15 protein-coding genes and 1 pseudogene are annotated in these 16,982 nt (G+C 73.8%); 8 read left to right on the top strand and 8 right to left on the bottom strand.

Annotated features, from left to right (window positions below):
- Positions 1-101: 101 nt before the first annotated feature.
- A pseudogene (locus ACGFYH_RS22980) lies at positions 102-533 on the top strand (SRPBCC domain-containing protein); the annotation flags it as partial.
- 18 nt (positions 534-551) lie between these two features.
- Here the strand turns inward: ACGFYH_RS22980 and ACGFYH_RS22975 are convergent.
- Both ACGFYH_RS22975 and ACGFYH_RS22970 read right to left on the bottom strand, forming a co-directional pair.
- Positions 552-1,382 carry an Fpg/Nei family DNA glycosylase gene (locus ACGFYH_RS22975; RefSeq protein ID WP_393805023.1) on the bottom strand — a complete coding sequence of 277 codons (831 nt, stop codon included), beginning with the start codon at positions 1,380-1,382 and terminating at the stop codon, positions 552-554.
- An 18-nt stretch (positions 1,383-1,400) separates the two neighbouring features.
- Positions 1,401-6,416: an ATP-dependent helicase gene (locus tag ACGFYH_RS22970; RefSeq protein WP_393805022.1), complete on the bottom strand. Its 5,016-nt coding sequence runs from the start codon at positions 6,414-6,416 to the stop codon at positions 1,401-1,403.
- Between the two features lie 205 nt (positions 6,417-6,621).
- Here ACGFYH_RS22970 and ACGFYH_RS22965 point away from each other — a divergent pair, with 205 nt between their 5' ends.
- From ACGFYH_RS22965 to ACGFYH_RS22955, 3 genes are read left to right on the top strand one after another with little or no spacing between them, the layout of a single operon-like run.
- A complete protein-coding gene (locus ACGFYH_RS22965; RefSeq protein WP_393805021.1) occupies positions 6,622-7,488 on the top strand; it encodes an AraC family transcriptional regulator in 867 nt (288 codons plus the stop codon).
- Complete coding sequence (locus ACGFYH_RS22960) at positions 7,485-8,255, top strand: AzlC family ABC transporter permease (RefSeq protein ID WP_393805020.1); 771 nt, start codon at positions 7,485-7,487, stop codon at positions 8,253-8,255. The genes ACGFYH_RS22965 and ACGFYH_RS22960 overlap by 4 nt, the downstream gene beginning before the upstream one ends.
- Positions 8,252-8,560 (top strand): AzlD domain-containing protein, encoded by a 309-nt coding sequence (locus ACGFYH_RS22955; RefSeq protein WP_393805019.1) that lies wholly within the window; start codon positions 8,252-8,254, stop codon positions 8,558-8,560. The genes ACGFYH_RS22960 and ACGFYH_RS22955 overlap by 4 nt, the downstream gene beginning before the upstream one ends.
- A 6-nt stretch (positions 8,561-8,566) precedes the next feature.
- Here ACGFYH_RS22955 and ACGFYH_RS22950 read toward each other — a convergent pair whose 3' ends face one another.
- A complete protein-coding gene (locus ACGFYH_RS22950; RefSeq protein ID WP_393805018.1) occupies positions 8,567-9,532 on the bottom strand; it encodes a hypothetical protein in 966 nt (321 codons plus the stop codon).
- Positions 9,533-9,612: 80 nt separating this feature from the next.
- Between ACGFYH_RS22950 and ACGFYH_RS22945 the strand changes: the two genes are divergently transcribed.
- Both ACGFYH_RS22945 and ACGFYH_RS22940 read left to right on the top strand, forming a co-directional pair.
- Positions 9,613-9,807: a DUF3046 domain-containing protein gene (locus tag ACGFYH_RS22945; RefSeq protein ID WP_003973258.1), complete on the top strand. Its 195-nt coding sequence runs from the start codon at positions 9,613-9,615 to the stop codon at positions 9,805-9,807.
- 168 nt (positions 9,808-9,975) lie between these two features.
- Entirely contained in the window at positions 9,976-11,136 is a 1,161-nt protein-coding gene (locus ACGFYH_RS22940; RefSeq protein ID WP_393805027.1) for an AI-2E family transporter, read from the top strand.
- Positions 11,137-11,213: 77 nt separating this feature from the next.
- Here ACGFYH_RS22940 and ACGFYH_RS22935 read toward each other — a convergent pair whose 3' ends face one another.
- Positions 11,214-11,414 (bottom strand): DUF2191 domain-containing protein, encoded by a 201-nt coding sequence (locus tag ACGFYH_RS22935; RefSeq protein ID WP_393805017.1) that lies wholly within the window; start codon positions 11,412-11,414, stop codon positions 11,214-11,216.
- Positions 11,415-11,691: 277 nt separating this feature from the next.
- On the opposite strand from ACGFYH_RS22935, the gene recA reads away from it, so the two are divergent.
- Positions 11,692-12,813, top strand: coding sequence for a recombinase RecA (recA, locus tag ACGFYH_RS22930; protein WP_393805016.1), 1,122 nt, complete (start codon positions 11,692-11,694; stop codon positions 12,811-12,813).
- Positions 12,814-12,816: 3 nt separating this feature from the next.
- Positions 12,817-13,632: a recombination regulator RecX gene (recX, locus tag ACGFYH_RS22925; RefSeq protein ID WP_393805015.1), complete on the top strand. Its 816-nt coding sequence runs from the start codon at positions 12,817-12,819 to the stop codon at positions 13,630-13,632.
- A 479-nt stretch (positions 13,633-14,111) separates the two neighbouring features.
- On the opposite strand, the gene ACGFYH_RS22920 is transcribed toward recX, so the two are convergent.
- The 4 genes from ACGFYH_RS22920 to ACGFYH_RS22905 form a co-directional block, all read right to left on the bottom strand.
- Positions 14,112-14,510: a rhodanese-like domain-containing protein gene (locus tag ACGFYH_RS22920; RefSeq protein ID WP_393805014.1), complete on the bottom strand. Its 399-nt coding sequence runs from the start codon at positions 14,508-14,510 to the stop codon at positions 14,112-14,114.
- On the bottom strand, positions 14,507-15,040 hold the full coding sequence (locus tag ACGFYH_RS22915) for a cysteine dioxygenase (protein ID WP_393805013.1): 534 nt from the start codon (positions 15,038-15,040) through the stop codon (positions 14,507-14,509). The genes ACGFYH_RS22920 and ACGFYH_RS22915 overlap by 4 nt, the downstream gene beginning before the upstream one ends.
- 71 nt (positions 15,041-15,111) lie before the next feature.
- Entirely contained in the window at positions 15,112-15,159 is a 48-nt protein-coding gene (locus ACGFYH_RS22910) for a hypothetical protein (protein ID WP_309506048.1), read from the bottom strand.
- Positions 15,160-15,321: 162 nt separating this feature from the next.
- Positions 15,322-16,956: an FAD-dependent monooxygenase gene (locus ACGFYH_RS22905; protein WP_393805012.1), complete on the bottom strand. Its 1,635-nt coding sequence runs from the start codon at positions 16,954-16,956 to the stop codon at positions 15,322-15,324.
- Between the last annotated feature and the right edge of the window lie 26 nt (positions 16,957-16,982).

Raw genomic sequence — 16,982 nt, 5'->3', positions numbered from 1 at the left:
CGGCGCCCGCTTCAAGAACGGTCACCTCGTCGAACGCCCCGAAGTCACCGCAGCCTGAACAACCCCACTGATCCACAACTCTTGACAATTACTCGTCGCCCGACTTCGCCGCCCCTGTGGAACGGGTGTGGCAGATGTGGTCCGACCCCCGGCAGCTGGAGCGCTGGTGGGGACCGCCGTCCTACCCCGCGACGGTCGAGGAGCACGACCTGACACCGGGCGGGGACGTCACGTACTTCATGACCGGCTCGGAAGGCGAGAAGTTCCGCGGCTGGTGGCGGGTCGCCACGGTCGACGCGCCGCGGTCACTGGAGTTCACCGACGGGTTCGCCGACGAGGACGGGGTGCCGAACGCCGCCATGCCGACGACCGCGAACCGGGTGACGCTCACCGGGCGCGACGGCGGCACCCGCATGGAGCTGCGGTCGGTCTTCGACACCCGGGAGCAGATGGAGCAGCTCATGACGATGGGCATGGAGGAGGGCATGCGCCAGGCGGCCGGCCAGATCGACGGTCTGCTCGCCGCAGGCTGAGCCGTCCTCCCGGCCTCCTCAGCGCCGCGTCCGGGCCCTCGCGAGGCCGCCCGGACGCGGCGCGGGCCCGGCCTGGCAGGTCGGGCACCAGTACGTGGGGCGCTCGCGGGAGCCGTCGCCCTGGTCGGCCACCCGGACCGGCGTGCCGCAGCGCAGGCAGGGGCGGGGCGCCCGGCCGTACACGAACAGGTCCGGGCCGCGCAGGCCCGTCGTACGGCGGACCGGGCGGTCGCGGTTCGCCTCCAGGAGCCTCTTCGCGAGCGCGGGCAGGTGCGCGGCCCGGTCGGCGGGCAGCTCACCGACCGGGAGCCAGGGGGTGACGCCGAGCAGGAAGCAGATCTCGCTCTTGTAGACGTTGCCGACACCGGCGAGATTGCGCTGGTCCAGGAGAGCCTCGCCGAGGGGGCGCGCCGGGGCCGCGCGCAGGTTGTCGAGGGCCCGCCCCGGGTCCCAGTCGGAGGCGAGCAGGTCGGGGCCGAGATGACCGACGGCTCGCTGCTCGTCGGCGGTGCGCAGGATCTCCAGCACGGGGAGGCGGTAGCCGACGGCCGTGCGGTCGGCGGTGCCGAGGATGACCCTGATCTGGTGCGCGGGGCCGCCGCTCCAGCGCTGACCGGAAGCGAAGATCTTCCAGGAGCCGTCCATCCGCAGGTGCGAGTGGACCGTCAGGCCGCCCTCCACGCGCGTGAGGAGGTGCTTGCCGCGCGGGGTGACGTCCAGGACCGTGCGTCCGGTGAGATCGGCCGTGGCGTACCGGGGGACGCGGAAGTCGCTGCGGGTCAGCACCTTGCCCGCGAGGGCGTCGTGCAGCCGTCGCGCCGCCTGCCAGACCGTGTCACCTTCGGGCATGGCTCAAGGGTGACAGGGTCACGCCCTGATGCGCAGACCGCGCGGGGTGGCGATGAACCCCGCCTCCTCCAGGAGGGGGCCATGGGGGGAGGTCAGGGCCGCCGCGCCGTTGATCCGCTCCACCGTGACCGTGCCGAGGGAACCGGCCCGGGCGGCCTCCGCGAGTGCCTGCGTGGCGGCTCGCAGTCGCGGGTCGTCGGCGGGCGGAGTGCCGGGGTCGGAGGGCCAGACCAGGAGTGTCTTGCCGCCGCGTTCCATGTAGAGCGCCGGTTCGCCCTCGACGAGCACCACCAGGGAGCCCGCCTTGCGGCCGGGTTTGTGCGTGGCCCCGGTCGGCGGCTCGGGCCAGCCGAGGGCCGCGCCGTACGCGTTCGCGGGATCGGCGGCTGCCAGGACGACGGCCCGCGGTCCGACGGCCGCGCGGCCGCGACGGCCGGGGAATCCGGTGTCGTACGGGCCGCGCGGGCCCCCGAAGCCGCTGTGCGCGCCGCCCCCGCGCGGACCGCCGGCGCCCGGTTCGGCATGGTCGCGTGGGGAGATGTAGTCGCCCCGGGAGAGGGAACGGCCCAGGCGGTCGGGATCGGCGAAGACGTCGTCGAAGGGCGCCGGGCCGCCGGGGCCTCCGGGGTCGTGGGGGAAATCGCCGAAGGGGTCGGGGGCGATGGGCCCCCCTGGGCCGCTGGACGCGAAGTCGTCGAAGGGAGCCCAGGTGGCCGGTCCGGCGCCGCCAGGCGCGGGGCGGGCCTGCGAGCCGCCGCCGGTGAACTCCTCCTGCCCCGGCGGGCCCTCACCGCGCTCACGGGCGTTCGCCACCGCGCGCAACCGGTCCACGGCCCCCTCCATGGCGAACTGCGCCGCGCCCAGCCCCTCCACGACATAGCCGCGCCGGGCCTGACCGCTCTCCTCGAACGCGGCCAGGATCCGGTACACCGCCGAGAAGCCGCCCTCGACGCCCTCCGCCGCGACGGCGCCGCGCGTCACCACGCCGTGCCGGTCGAGGAGCGTGCGGGCCAGGGTGTGGGCGCGCACCGTGCCGTCCGTCTCGCGGCCCGGGAGCAGCGACCAGCGGCCCGCGACCGTCGGCGGGCCGGTGCGGGACGCCGGCCGGGCGGCGGCCGTCAGCGAGCCGTACCGCCCGCGGGGTACCGCGCGCTTGGCCCGGTGGGCGGTGGAACCCGCGGTACGCCCGGAGCCCAGCAGGGAGCGCAGGGGCGCCAGCGTGTCGTTCGTCAGCCGTCCCGACCAGGCCAGGTCCCACAGGGCGTCGGCCAGCTGCGGATCGGTGGCCTCCGGGTGCGTGGTGGCGCGGACCCGGTCGGCGATCTGCCGGAAGAACAGGCCGTAGCCGCCCGAAAGCGTGCCCAGGACGGACTCGTGCAGGGCGGTCGTCTCCAGAGGATGCGGGGGCGGCAGAAGCAGCGGGGCCGCGTCCGCCGGATAGAGGGAGACCCAGCCGTCCTTGCCGGGAAGCGAACCCGCTCCGGCCCACACCACCTCACCGGCGGCCGTCAGCTCGTCCAGCATCGCGGGGGTGTAGTTCGCCACCCGGGAGGGCAGGACCAGCTTCTCCAGGGCGGACGCCGGCACGGAGGCGCCCTGCAGCTGCTCGACCGCGCGGGCCAGCCCGTCGACGCCGCGCACGGTGTGCCCCTTGCCGATGTGCTGCCACTGGGGGAGGAACTGACCGAGCGCGGCCGGTGCCACCGGCTCCAGCTCGTGCCGCAGCGCGGCCAGGGAACGGCGGCGCAGCCTGCGCAGCACGGTCGCGTCGCACCACTCCTGGCCGATGCCGGCCGGATGGAACTCGCCCTGCACGACCCGCCCCGTACCGGCGAGCCGCCGCAGGGCGCCCTCGGTGACCGCGACACCCAGACCGAAGCGGGCAGCCGCGGTGACCGACGTGAAGGGGCCGTGGGTGCGGGCGTGGCGGGCGAGGAGGTCGCCGAGCGGGTCCTTGACCGGCTCGGTGAAGGCCTCGGGCACACCGACGGGCAGCGCCGTGCCCAGCGCGTCACGCAGCCGGCCCGCGTCCTCGATGGCCGCCCAGTGGTCGGCGCCGGCGATGCGCACCCCGATCGCGCGGCGGGCGGCGGACAGCTCCTGGGCCCACTGCGGCTCGGCGCCCCGCTCGGCCAGCTCCGCCTCCGTCAGGGGACCGAGCATCCGCAGCAGGTCCGCGACGCCCTCCGGATCCTTGACGCGGCGGTCCTCGGTGAGCCACTGCAGCTCGCGCTCCAGCTCGGTGAGCACCTCGGCGTCGAGCAGCTCGCGCAGCTCCGCCTGGCCGAGCAGCTCGGCCAGCAGTCGCGAGTCCAGCGACAGGGCGGCGGCCCGGCGCTCGGCGAGCGGCGAGTCGCCCTCGTAGAGGAACTGGGCGACGTATCCGAAGAGCAGCGAGCGGGCGAACGGGGACGGCTCCGGGGTGGTGACCTCGACCAGGCGCACCTTGCGGGCCTCCAGGTCGCCTATCAGCTCGACCAGGCCCGGCACGTCGAAGACGTCCTGGAGGCACTCGCGGACCGCCTCCAGGACGATCGGGAACGAGCCGTACTCGCTCGCCACCTCCAGCAGCTGGGCGGCGCGCTGGCGCTGCTGCCACAGAGGGGTGCGCTTTCCCGGGCTGCGGCGCGGCAGCAGCAGCGCGCGGGCGGCGCACTCGCGGAAGCGGGAGGCGAACAGGGCGGAGCCGCCCACCTGCTCGGTGACGACCCGGTCGACCTCGCCCTTGTCGAAAACGACGTCGGCCGCGCCGACGGGCGCCTGCTCGGCGTCGTACTCGAGGCCCGGCTTCGCGGGGTCCTGGTCGAGGAAGTCCGCGCCCATCAGGTCGGCGTCCGGCAGGCGCAGCACGATGCCGTCGTCGGCGTGCATGACCTGGGCGTCCATGCCGTAGCGCTCGGACAGGCGGGCGCCGAGGGCCAGGGCCCAGGGGGCGTGGACCTGTGCCCCGAAGGGGGAGTGGACGACGACCCGCCAGTCGCCCAGCTCGTCCCGGAAGCGCTCGACGACGATGGTGCGGTCGTCGGGGACGTGGCCGCAGGCCTCGCGCTGCTCGTCGAGGTATGCCATGACGTTGTCCGCGGCCCAGGCGTCCAGGCCCGCGGTGACCAGGCGCAGCCGGGCGTCCTCCTTGGAGAGGGACCCGACCTCGCGCAGGAAGGCGCCCAGCGCGCGGCCCAGCTCCAGCGGGCGGCCCAGCTGGTCGCCCTTCCAGAACGGCAGCCTCCCCGGCACCCCCGGCGCGGGGGAGACCAGGACCCGGTCGCGCGTGATGTCCTCGATCCGCCAGGAGCTGGTGCCGAGCGTGAAGACGTCACCCACCCGGGACTCGTACACCATCTCCTCGTCCAGCTCGCCGACCCGGCCGCCACCCTTCTTCGGATCGGCGCCGGCGAGGAACACCCCGAAGAGCCCGCGGTCGGGAATCGTCCCCCCGGACGTGACGGCGAGCCGCTGCGCGCCAGGGCGGCCGGTGACGGTGCCGGCGACGCGGTCCCACACCACGCGCGGGCGCAGCTCGGCGAAGGCGTCGGAGGGGTAGCGGCCCGCGAGCATGTCCAGGACGGCGGTGAAGGCCGACTCCGGCAGCGAGGCGAAGGGCGCGGCGCGGCGGACGGTGGCCAGGAGGTCGTCGACCTGCCAGGTGTCCAGCGCGGTCATCGCCACGAGCTGCTGGGCCAGCACGTCCAGTGGGTTGGCGGGGATCCTGAGGGCCTCGATGGCGCCGCTGCGCATCCGCTCGGTGACCACGGCCGACTGCACCAGGTCGCCGCGGTACTTGGGGAAGATTACGCCCGTGGAGACCGCGCCGACCTGATGGCCCGCGCGGCCGACGCGCTGGAGGCCGGAAGCGACGGAGGGCGGGGACTCGACCTGGACGACCAGGTCGACGGCGCCCATGTCGATGCCCAGCTCCAGGCTGGAGGTGGCCACCACGGCGGGCAGCCGGCCCGCCTTGAGGTCCTCCTCGACGAGGGCGCGCTGCTCCTTGGAGACCGATCCGTGATGGGCGCGGGCGATCACGGGCGGAGCGCCCTGGGCGGCTCCCGAGCCGCCCATCAGCTCGGCGGGGGAGTGGTGCTCGTCCAGGGGCTCTCCGGTGGCGCGTTCGTACGCGATCTCGTTGAGCCGGTTGCACAGGCGCTCGGCAAGCCGCCGGGAGTTCGCGAAGACGATCGTGGAGCGGTGCGACTGGACCAGGTCGGTGATCCGCTCCTCGACGTGCGGCCAGATCGACGGGCGCTCCGCGCCCTCGTTGCCGTCCGCGACCGGGGAGCCGCCCAGCTCGCCGAGGTCCTCCACCGGGACGACGACGGACAGGTCGAACTCCTTGCCCGACTCCGGCTGGACGATCTCCACCCTGCCGCGCGGCGCGAGGAACCGGGCGACCTCGTCCACCGGGCGGACCGTCGCCGACAGTCCGATGCGGCGGGCCGGCTTCGGCAGCAGCTCGTCCAGCCGCTCCAGGGTGAGCGCGAGATGCGCGCCGCGCTTGGTGCCCGCGACCGCGTGCACCTCGTCCAGGATCACCGTCTCGATGCCGGTCAGCGCGTCGCGCGTGGCCGACGTCAGCATCAGGAAGAGGGACTCCGGGGTGGTGATCAGGATGTCCGGCGGGCGGGTGGACAGAGCGCGGCGCTCGGCGGCCGGGGTGTCGCCCGAGCGGATGCCGACCTTGACCTCGGGCTCGGGCAGGCCGAGACGTACGGATTCCTGGCGGATGCCGGTCAGCGGACTGCGGAGATTGCGCTCGACGTCGACGGCCAGGGCCTTGAGCGGGGAGACGTACAGGACGCGGCAGCGCTTCCTGGGGTCCGCCGGCGGGGGTGCCGAGGCCAGCTGGTCCAGTGCGGCGAGGAAGGCGGCCAGCGTCTTGCCGGAGCCGGTGGGGGCGACCACCAGCACGTCCGAGCCCTGCTTGATGGCCTGCCAGGCGCCCGCCTGGGCGGAGGTGGGCGCGGAGAAGGCCCCCGTGAACCAGCCGCGGGTCGCGGGGGAGAAGCCGTCCAGGGCTCGGGGTGCGGAGCTGACCATGGATCCATCGTGCACCCGGCCACTGACAATCGGCGCCCGAGCCGGACGCGGCTGCCGGGTGTGCCGGGTGGCTGGGCGGTCGGGCGAGGGACGGCCGGGCGAGGGGACGGCCGGGCGACGGGGCGACGGGTCGTGCTCGGCCGGACGAGGCGGACCGGTCCGGGCCGTCGCCGGAGGCGGGGTGCGGGTGACGGAGAATGGGGGCATGGCGGGATCGGGCGAGCGGGCACGGCACTGGCGGTTCGAGGAGCTGCCCGACGTGGACCTGCTGCGCGCCCAGTACATACGGAAGACCTTCGTACGCCACACGCACGAGCACTTCGTCATCGCCGCCATCGCCGACGGCGTGGAGGTCTTCCACCACGGCGGGAGCGACCAGTACGCCGGGGCGGGCTCGCTCGCCCTGGTCAACCCGGACACCCCGCACACGGGACGGGCCGGAGTGCCCGAGGGGTGGCGGTACGGAGCCGTCTACCCGGCGCCCGAGCTGGTGGCGGGGATCGCGGCGGAGACGACGAGGCTGCGCGGGACGGCGGGGTTCGTCCGGCCCGTGCTCGACGATCCGTACACCGTCGAGCTGGTGCACCGCGTGCTGCGCGCCGCCGACGACGGGAACGCGCTCGCCGCCGACACCCTGCTGCGTGTGGCCGTGACCCGGCTGCTGCGGCTGAACGGCGGCCCCCTGCCTCGGCGCCAGGTGCGGACGGCCGGAGCACGGACGGCGGCACGCGCGCGTGCCGTGCTGGAGGAGCGGATGGCCGACCCGCCGAGCCTGGAGCGGCTCGCCGGGGAGTTCGGAAGCAGTCCTTTCGCGCTGCTGCGGGCGTTCCGGGACGCCTACGGGATGCCGCCCCACACCTGGCTGACGGACGCCCGGGTGCGCCGGGCGCGGCGGCTGCTGGACACCGGGACGCCCCCCGCCGAGGCCGCCGTCGCCGTGGGGTTCACCGACCAGCCCCACCTGAACCGGCACTTCGCACGGATCGTGGGTGTGCCGCCCGGTGCCTACCAGCGGGAGCGCAAGAACGTACAAGACACGCGGCGGAGGCTGCTCCTACCGTTCGAGGCGTGACAGAACAGACAGCCCTTCCCGATGCTCCCGACGTGGACATCGCCGAGGGCAAGCCGGACGCCGCCGTCGTACGGGACGCCCTCGGGGTCGGAGTCGCCGTCGGACTGTCCGGGTTCGCCTTCGGGGTGACCTCGGCCGGCAGCGGTCTCACACTGGCCCAGACCTGCGCGCTCAGCCTCCTGGTGTTCACCGGGGCGTCCCAGTTCGCGCTCGTCGGTGCGCTCGCGGCCGGCGGCAACCCGCTCACCGCGGCGGCGGGGGCCTTCTTCCTGGGCGTACGCAACGCCTTCTACGGGCTGCGGCTGTCGCAGTTGCTGGCCCTCCCGCGCGCGGTGCGGCCGTTCGCCGCGCAGTGGGTCATCGACGAGACCACGGCCGTGGCCCTCGCGCAGCCCACCCGGCGTGCCGTCCGGATCGGCTTCACCGTCACCGGACTCACTCTGTATCTCCTGTGGAACCTCACCACACTGCTCGGCGCGCTGGGCGCGGAAGCCATCGGGGACACCGACGCCTGGGGTCTCGACGCGGCGGGTCCCGCGGTCTTCCTCGCGCTGCTCGCACCGATGCTGAAGACCACCACCGAGCGGGCGGCGGGCGCCCTGGCCGTCCTCCTGGGGCTCGGTCTCCTGCCCGTACTGCCCGCCGGCGTGCCCGTCCTGGTGGCCGCGCTGGCGGCACCCCTCGTCCTGTGGGCGCGCGGACACCGCGCGGGCGGTGCCGAGGACGGCGCGGGCCGTGGGGCCGCCGAGGGGGAGGAAGGGCGATGAGCGTATGGATCGCGATCGGCGTGACCGCGGTGGGCTGCTACGCGGTCAAGCTCCTCGGGCTGCTGGTGCCCGCGGGCGCCCTGGAAACGCTTCTGGTCCGGCGGCTCGCCGCCCTGCTCCCCGTCGCCCTCCTCGCGGCGCTCACCGCACAGCAGACCTTCGCCGACGGACAGGCGCTCGTGCTGGACGCGCGGGCCGCGGGCGTCGCCGCGGCCGCCGTCGCGCTGCTGCTGCGCGCGCCGTTCCTGCTCGTCGTCGCGGCGGCCGTGGTGGTCACCGCGGGCGTACGGGCCCTGGGCGGCTGAGCCGGGTCAGCCCAGGCAGTGGCCGTACGCCCGAAGCGTGCGCAGGGCCTCGATGGTCACCCGGGGGCGAACCTCCAGTACCGGGGCGGGTGCCCAGCGACGCCGGTGAACGGGCCAGCCGCCGTCGTCCTCCTGCTCCGCCGCGAGGAAGTCGAGGGAGCGGGCCATCTCGTCGTCCGTGAACCACGCGCGCGCGAGCGAGCGCGGGTTCCTCGCGTACTGGTGCGGGAAGTGGTGCTCGCCCGGGGCGTAGCCGGGGGAGACCGGGTACGCGTCGGCATCGTCCGGGTCCAGCACGGCGAGGCGCTGCTCGCGCACCAGGCGGCCCAGCCGGTCGGCGGCGGCCCGCGCGCGCGGGCGGTCGGGAGCGGCGTCCAGGAAGGCCACGGCGGCCTCGACCTCGTAGGGGTGCGAGGTGCCCAGCGACTCGGCCGCCTGCCAGCAGAAGTCCGTGGCGCGGAACAGCCAGGCGTGCCAGACCTCGTTGCGGTGCAGCAGGCCGACCACCGGACCGGTGGCGAGCAGCTCGCCCGGAGGGTCGTCCACGACCGGCACGAAGGGCGCGGCCGGATACCCGCGCCGGCTCGGACGGATCGCCGGCAGGGCACCGTCCCGGGTGGACACGGAGGTCAGGTAGCGGCACACCCGCTCGATTCGCTGTCCGCCGCAGCGCCCGACGGCGTCCAGGACGCGCAGGGCACGCGCGGTGTGCAGCGGCTGACTGACCGGGCCGCGCAGATCGGGCTCCAGCGCGTGGCCGTACCCGCCGTCCTCGTTGCGGTAGGCGTCCAGCGCGGTCTCCACCGGGCCGGGGTCCCCGCCGCGGAAGTGGTAGGCGAAGAGACGCTGCTCCAGAACGCGCGCGGTGAGCCAGACGAAGTGCTCCGCGCGCGCGAGCGGTGAGCCCGGCGCGGGCGTGCGCGGGGGCGGGGGCTGGGGCGGGGGGAGTGCGGAAGCTCCGGTTTCGGCCATGGCACAGACCGTAGGCCGGAATGCGCTCCCCGTACGCCGAGCGGCTCAGGGCCCACTCTCAGGGGCGGGATACTGGTGACATGCGGTTGACGGTCTTCTGGGAGCGGATGACGGATCACTTCGGTCCGGGCTATGCCGACACCTTCGCGCGCGATCACGTGATGACGGAGCTGGGCGGGCGTACGGTGCACGAGGCGCTGGACGCCGGCTGGGACGCCAAGGACGTGTGGCGGGTGGTCTGCACCGTCATGAACGTGCCGCGGGAACAGCGGTGACGGTTCACGAAGACCGCGGGACGGGATTTTCCTGTCGGTGGCGTGCGCGAGACTTGGTCCGTGGCATCCACTGACGAGACCGGGCAGGCCGCCCGGCACGCATCCCCGGCCGGCACCCCGCCGCCCGCCGGCCCCCCGGCCGACGGCGCCGCCGGTCCCGGCGCCCGCATGCCGAGGTGGCTGCCGCGCGCCATGGTGCTGGCCCTCGCGCTCGTCGCCGCCTTCCAGCTGGGCAGCTGGGCCTTCCACCAGCTCACCGGGCTGCTGATCAACGTCCTCATCGCGTTCTTCCTGGCCCTGGCCATCGAACCCGCGGTGAGCTGGATGGCCGGGCGCGGCCTGCGCCGGGGGTTCGCCACCTTCCTCGTCTTCCTCGCCGTGCTGATCGCCGCCGCGGGGTTCGTCACGCTGCTCGGTTCCATGCTCGCGGGTCAGATCGTCAAGATGGTCGAGGACTTCCCGGACTATCTCGACTCCGTCATCAACTGGGTCAACGGCCACTTCCACACCGAGCTGAGGCGGGTCGACATCCAGGAGGGCCTGCTCCGCTCCGACTGGCTGCGCACTTACGTGCAGAACAGCGCGACGGGTGTCCTGGACGTGTCGGCCCAGGTCCTCGGCGGCCTCTTCCAACTGCTGACGGTCCTGCTGTTCTCGTTCTACTTCGCCGCCGACGGCCCCCGGCTGCGGCGCGGACTCTGCTCCGTCCTGCCGCCCACCCGCCAGGCCGAGGTCCTGCGCGCGTGGGAGATCGCCGTGGACAAGACCGGCGGTTACCTGTACTCACGCGGGTTGATGGCGCTGGCCTCCGGCATCGCGCACTACGTCCTCCTGGAGATCCTGGAGGTGCCCTACGCCCCCGCGCTCGCCGTGTGGGTGGGCCTGGTGTCGCAGTTCATCCCCACCATCGGCACCTATCTCGCGGGCGCCCTGCCCATGCTGATCGCCTTCACGGTCAACCCCTGGTACGCGCTGTGGGTGCTGATCTTCGTGGTGATCTACCAGCAGTTCGAGAACTACGTGCTGCAGCCCAAGCTGACGTCCAAGACCGTGGACATCCATCCCGCGGTCGCCTTCGGCTCCGTCGTCGCGGGCACCGCCCTGCTGGGGGCCGTCGGCGCGCTGATCGCCATCCCGGCGATCGCCACGCTGCAGGCGTTCCTCGGGGCGTATGTCAAGCGTTACGACGTCACGGACGATCCGCGCGTCCACGGCCGCCGGACCCCCCGGGCAGGACCCGGGACATCCACGCGTCTGCGCAGACTGTGGGCCCACCGTCCGGAGCAGGGACGCCCGGGGACGCAGGGGGCCGGGGACAGCGGCTCCTGAAGGGGTGAGCGGCGCGGCGCGCCGCAGCGGCCGGACATCCGGGTGGGCCGGACGCCCAGGCACGAGGGGGAGCAGGGTCAGCCCTGCGGCTCCTGCGGCGTGGCGTCGGCCTCCCGCAGGTTGCGGTCCTTGAACTCGGTGCGGGTCTCCGTGCGGTGACCGTGGGCGACGTAGTCCCGCACCACCGCCTCGACCGCGTCCTGGGGCGAGCCGATACCGGCCAGCACCATCACCTCCACCACCAGTTCGGCGTCGAGACTGATACTGATCTTGGCCACGGTGCCCCTCTCCTCGCGTCGCACCCGCATCCAACCACCTGACCGCCGGCCCGGCGGACGTACTCTCGGAAGTGCCGCGTGGTGCGCTTGACACAAAAATCGAACATCCGTTCTTATGGAGGCTCCGGCGGGGCTCGTGGCGGGTGATTCGAGTGGGTCTGGGTGGAGAAGTGCCCGAGTTATCCACAGGCCGGACCCGCAGCAGGGCCCATTGTCAGTGGCAGGCATTAGCGTCTTTGACGTGAAGCGATCGAATCAAGCAAACCGGGTGGAACCCATGGCAGGAACCGACCGCGAGAAGGCCCTCGACGCCGCGCTCGCACAGATTGAACGGCAGTTCGGCAAGGGCGCGGTCATGCGCATGGGTGACCGGACCAACGAGCCCATCGAGGTCATCCCGACCGGGTCGACCGCGCTCGACGTGGCCCTTGGCGTCGGAGGCATCCCGCGTGGCCGTGTCGTGGAGGTCTACGGCCCCGAGTCCTCGGGCAAGACGACCCTGACCCTGCACGCCGTGGCGAACGCGCAGAAGGCGGGCGGCCAGGTCGCGTTCGTGGACGCCGAGCACGCCCTCGACCCCGAGTACGCGAAGAAGCTCGGGGTCGACATCGACAACCTGATCCTGTCCCAGCCGGACAACGGCGAGCAGGCTCTGGAGATCGTGGACATGCTGGTCCGCTCCGGCGCCCTCGACCTCATCGTCATCGACTCCGTCGCCGCGCTCGTTCCCCGCGCGGAGATCGAGGGCGAGATGGGCGACAGCCACGTCGGCCTCCAGGCCCGCCTGATGAGCCAGGCCCTGCGAAAGATCACCAGCGCGCTGAACCAGTCCAAGACCACCGCGATCTTCATCAACCAGCTCCGCGAGAAGATCGGCGTGATGTTCGGCTCCCCGGAGACCACGACCGGTGGCCGTGCGCTGAAGTTCTACGCCTCGGTGCGGCTCGACATCCGGCGCATCGAGACGCTGAAGGACGGCACGGACGCGGTCGGCAACCGCACCCGCGTCAAGGTCGTCAAGAACAAGGTCGCGCCGCCCTTCAAGCAGGCCGAGTTCGACATTCTCTACGGCCATGGCATCAGCCGCGAGGGCGGCCTGATCGACATGGGCGTGGAGAACGGCTTCGTCCGCAAGGCCGGCGCCTGGTACACGTACGAGGGCGACCAGCTCGGCCAGGGCAAGGAGAACGCGCGCAACTTCCTGAAGGACAACCCCGACCTGGCCAACGAGATCGAGAAGAAGATCAAGGAGAAGCTGGGCGTCGGCGTGCGTCCCGAGGAGCCGGCCGCCGAGCCGGCTGCGGAGACCTCCGACGCCACGGCCGGCGCCGTACCGGCGGTGCCCGCTCCCACGACCGCCAAGGCCGCCAAGTCCAAGGCCGCGGCAGCCAAGAGCTGACCCGTGACACGACGAACCGACTGGGCCGAGTACACGGGCGGCCCCACCGGGACGGGCGACGACGACGCGTACGGGGCGGCTGCGGCCCCGTACGAGACGGCCCCGTACGGGACGGATCCCTACGGGACGGACTCGTCCGGCATGGGTTTCCGCGACGGCGACGAGGCGCGCCGAGGTGACGGCGAGGCGCGCCGCCGAGGGGGACGGGGCCGTGGAGCGGGGGGCCCGCGCGGGCGCCGTCGGCGCGAGCGGACGGAGCCGTCCGCCGAGGACGGAGGTGCCACTTCCTCGTCGAGGGCCGAGAAGGGGGAGCCTCCGCGGGACCCGGTCGAGCAGGCACGGGCGATCTGCCTGCGTCTGCTCACCGGGACCCCGCGCACCCGCAGACAGCTGGCCGACGCCCTGCGCAAGCGGGAGATCCCCGACGAGGCCGCCGAGGAGGTGCTGTCCAGGTTCGAGGAGGTCGGCCTGATCAACGACAGCGCCTTCGCCGAGGCCTGGGTGGACTCCCGGCACCACGGCCGCGGGCTGGCGAAGCGCGCCCTCGCCAGAGAGCTGCGGACCAAGGGCGTCGACGCCACGCTCATCGACGCGGCGGTGTCCCGACTGGACTCCGAGCAGGAGGAGGAGACCGCACGCGATCTGGTCGCCCGGAAGCTGCGCGCCACCCGGGGCCTCGACCGCGACAAGAGGCTGCGCCGCCTCGCGGGCATGCTGGCCCGCAAGGGCTATCCCGAGGGCATGGCCCTGCGGGTGGTCCGCCAGGCGCTGGAGGAAGAGGGCGAGGAGACGGAGTACCTCGGCGACGAGGGCTTCTGAACCCACGTCCGACCCGGCACGATCCGGAGCCGCGCCCATATGACTGAGGGACGGCGCCCCGACCGGCGCACAGGCGCGACACCGCGCCCTCCCGGGCAGGCGGAGACCGCGCGGGATCACCTTGCCTCCGGAAGGACGAACGCCCTCCGTACTCGGCGTTACCGCCTGCGCCGCCACTTCACCGCACGCCGCGACCGCGTGCGTACGCCGCCCGCGGGGATGTCGGCGCGATCGACCGCCGACCAGTTCAGGACCGTGACGGTCAACGGCCCCGATGAGGCCTCGCCGCACTGAAGGACGGATGCTTCTCCGCGACGGTGTCCGACTCGGCCGGAAACACCGGCGGACTGGCCGTCCGCTACACATCGCCCCGCCGCTCCGGCGGAAAGGCGCAGGAGATCGACCACACGCCGATCCGCCTGCCACCAAAGGCAACGCGGACACGGCACCGCCGTACTGCCCCTGTGCTGCCCCGCCGACTACCGGGCCCGGCCGGCCACCGGCAGACCCGCCGCCCGCCAGGCCTGGAAGCCACCGATCAGATCGGTGGCCCGGCGCAGCCCCAGACGGTGCAGGGACTCCGCCGCCAGGCTGGAGGCGTAGCCCTCGTCGCACACCACCACGACCCGGACGTCATGGCCCGTGGCCTCGGGGAGACGGTGGCTGCCCTGCGGATCCAGGCGCCATTCCAACTCGTTGCGCTCGACGACCAGGGCGCCGGGGATCACGCCGTCCCGCTCACGCAGGGCGGCGTACCGGATGTCGACCAGCAGCGCCGTGCCGGCCTCGGCAGCGTCGTACGCCTCGTCCGGCGCGACCCGCCGGTATCCGCCCCGTACCCGTTCCAGCAGGGCGTCGATTCCGGTCGGTTCGCTCACTGCCAGTCCCGCGGGCGCTCGACCTGCTCCAGGCACGAGGTCTGTCCGCTGCGGCTGTAGCGGCGGATCTGCGGCAGCGGCGGGTAGTAGGCGTGCACGGACACGGCGTGGTGGTCGGGCGACTCGTTGAGGACCTCATGCACGTGGTGCCGGCCGAAGGCGCGTCCCTTTCCGGCGGTGAGCCGGTGTTCCCGGTCCACGCCGTCGCTGAGTTCCAGGGTCTTCCAGCCGTCGGTGGGCAGACGGGCGGCGAGCGCGTTCTCCTTGAGTTCGCCCGCGGCGGTCACGAAGGCGCCCACGGAGCCGGCGTGGTCGTGCCAGCCGGTACCCGTGCCGGGCGGCCAGCCGATCAGCCAGGCCTCGCTGCCGCCCGGTCCGGCCAGGCGCACCCAGGTGCGGCCCTCGGGGTCGAGCGGCAGGGAGGCGATCAGTTCGGCGTCGGCCGACGCACGCCGTACGAAGTCGAGGAGTTCGGCCTGCGTCGGAGCGGCCGGGGAAACAGGAGCGGGGGAAAGGGAGGGAAAGGACACCGGTACCGTCCTGGTGGGTTTCGCGGAAGCGCGCGGAGCACGTCGAGAACGGCGCGCGGGGGGAGGCGAATTCAGCAGGACGGACGACACACGCAGCCCGCATAGCGGACGAGGTCCATATGGGCCCTCCGCCACAGGCGCACACAGGTGTCGGTCATGGTCCGGAGCAGACCACGAGGGTGCGGGCCGGTCAACTCGGCGTCACCTTGCGGACGGTGAGCACCGACGTGAGCCGCCGGCGGCCCGGAGCCACGGGCGGCCGTGCGGTCGCGGAGCCCCGCTCAACGGGATCCGGCTGTCGCTCCCGCCTCCTGCTCGGCCTTCTTCGCCGCAGCCGCAGCCGCAGCCGCAGCCGCCCCGCCCAGCACCGCATCGGCGGCCGCGTACAGGTCGGCCGGGCGGACCCCGTTCAGCGCCGTGACCAGGTGGCCGTCGGGCCGCACGAGCAGAACCGTGTGCGCCGCGGCGCCCGGATAGCTCTCGGCGACCAGCAGCTCGGCGTGGTGGGGCAGCGCCGTCACCGCCGCCGCCAGCCGGGGCATGATCCCGGCCGTGACCCAGTGCTTGCGGTCCCACACCCCCGTACCGGGCGCGATCAGCACCACCAGCAGCGCCCCGCGCCCGAGCCGGTCGCGCAGCCGCACGAAGGTGCCGTCCTCCGCCGTGACCCGCACGTCGGTGACGGGTGACCCGGGCGGTGTGGCGACGGGCACTTCACCGGCGAGGTTCTCGGGCGCGAGGGGGGAGCCGGCGTACGTCCCCGGCGCGCCCAGGGTCCCGCGCCCCAGGTGGCCGTCCGCCAGCAGCGCGTCGCTGCCCCGGGCCGCGCCGGGGACGTAGGAACGCAGCCCGCCGCCACCGCGCAGCAACGGGAGCAGCTGGTCGGCGGCGCGCAACCGTGCGGCGATCGCCGTCCGCCGCTCCTCCTGGTAGCTGTCGAGCAACGCCTCCCGGGGCCCGTGGTGCCAGGCCAGGGCCAGTTTCCAGGCGAGGTTGTCGGCGTCGAGCAGTCCCTCTTCCAGTCCCTGGGTGCCCAGCGCACCCAGCAGGTGCGCGGCGTCCCCGGCGAGGAGCACGCGTCCCACCCGCCAGCGGCGGGCGAGGCGGTGGTGGACCGTGTGGACGCCGGTGTCGAGCAGTTCGTACGTCGGGGTCGCGCCGCCGGCCCACCCGGTGAGGGTCTCGCGGACCCGGTTCACCAGCAGTTCGGGCGTGACCAGGTCCTTGCCGGGCGGCAGCAGCCAGTCCAGTCGCCACACGCCGTCCGGCAGCGGGCGGCCGACGATCTCGCCGCCCGACGGCCCGGTCGTCCGCCACGGCGGCATCCGGTGGAGCAACGCCGCCTCCTCCCAGGGGAGTTCGGTGCGCAGCGTGGCGACGGCGTATCGTTCCACCGCCGTACGGCCGGGGAAGCGGATGTCCTGGAGCTTGCGGACCGTGGAGCGGGGGCCGTCGCAGCCGACCAGGTAACTGCCGCGCCACCAGGTGCCGGCGGGGCCGCGGGTGTGAGCCGTGACGCCCGACCTCTCCTGCTCGATGCCGTCCAGACGGCTGTCCACCGCCACCTTGACGAGCCGCTCACCGGCGAGGGCACCGCGCAGGGCACCGGTCAGCTCGTGCTGGGCGAGGTGCAGGGGCGCCGGGTCGGCCTCGCCGAATTCGACCTCGCGCATCACCTGCCTGCGCCGCATCGACCGCCATCCGGCCCAACGCGTACCCAGCTCGGCGAGCGGTGCGCCGGTCAGCCGATCAAGAAGCGCTACGGCGTTCTCGCGCAGAACGACGGTGCGCGCGGGACGCGGTTCGTCCTTGCCCGGCCCCTCGTCGAGGACGACGCAGGGCACCTCCTGCCGTGCCAGCGCCAGGGCGAGCGTGAGCCCGACGGGCCCCGCTCCGGCGATGATCACCGGGTCCACGGTGCGGCGCCCCCTGCCCGTGGCGG

It is taken from the genome of Streptomyces sp. NPDC048392 (assembly GCF_043200575.1).
Lineage (GTDB): Bacteria > Actinomycetota > Actinomycetes > Streptomycetales > Streptomycetaceae > Streptomyces.
The sequence above is the reverse complement of the archived record's forward strand: the minus strand, read 5'-3'. Positions and strand labels throughout refer to the sequence as shown.

Excerpts from the sequence above, each read along its gene's own strand:
- ACGFYH_RS22955 (WP_393805019.1), top strand. The coding sequence starts at position 8,252 with ATGAGCGTATGGATCGCGATCGGCGTGACCGCGGTGGGCTGCTACGCG.
- ACGFYH_RS22965 (WP_393805021.1), top strand. The coding sequence starts at position 6,622 with ATGGCGGGATCGGGCGAGCGGGCACGGCACTGGCGGTTCGAGGAGCTG.
- ACGFYH_RS22940 (WP_393805027.1), top strand. The coding sequence starts at position 9,976 with ATGCCGAGGTGGCTGCCGCGCGCCATGGTGCTGGCCCTCGCGCTCGTC.
- recA (WP_393805016.1), top strand. The coding sequence starts at position 11,692 with ATGGCAGGAACCGACCGCGAGAAGGCCCTCGACGCCGCGCTCGCACAG.
- ACGFYH_RS22950 (WP_393805018.1), bottom strand. The coding sequence starts at position 9,532 with ATGGCCGAAACCGGAGCTTCCGCACTCCCCCCGCCCCAGCCCCCGCCC.
- ACGFYH_RS22975 (WP_393805023.1), bottom strand. The coding sequence starts at position 1,382 with ATGCCCGAAGGTGACACGGTCTGGCAGGCGGCGCGACGGCTGCACGAC.
- ACGFYH_RS22970 (WP_393805022.1), bottom strand. The coding sequence starts at position 6,416 with ATGGTCAGCTCCGCACCCCGAGCCCTGGACGGCTTCTCCCCCGCGACC.
- ACGFYH_RS22945 (WP_003973258.1), top strand. The coding sequence starts at position 9,613 with ATGCGGTTGACGGTCTTCTGGGAGCGGATGACGGATCACTTCGGTCCG.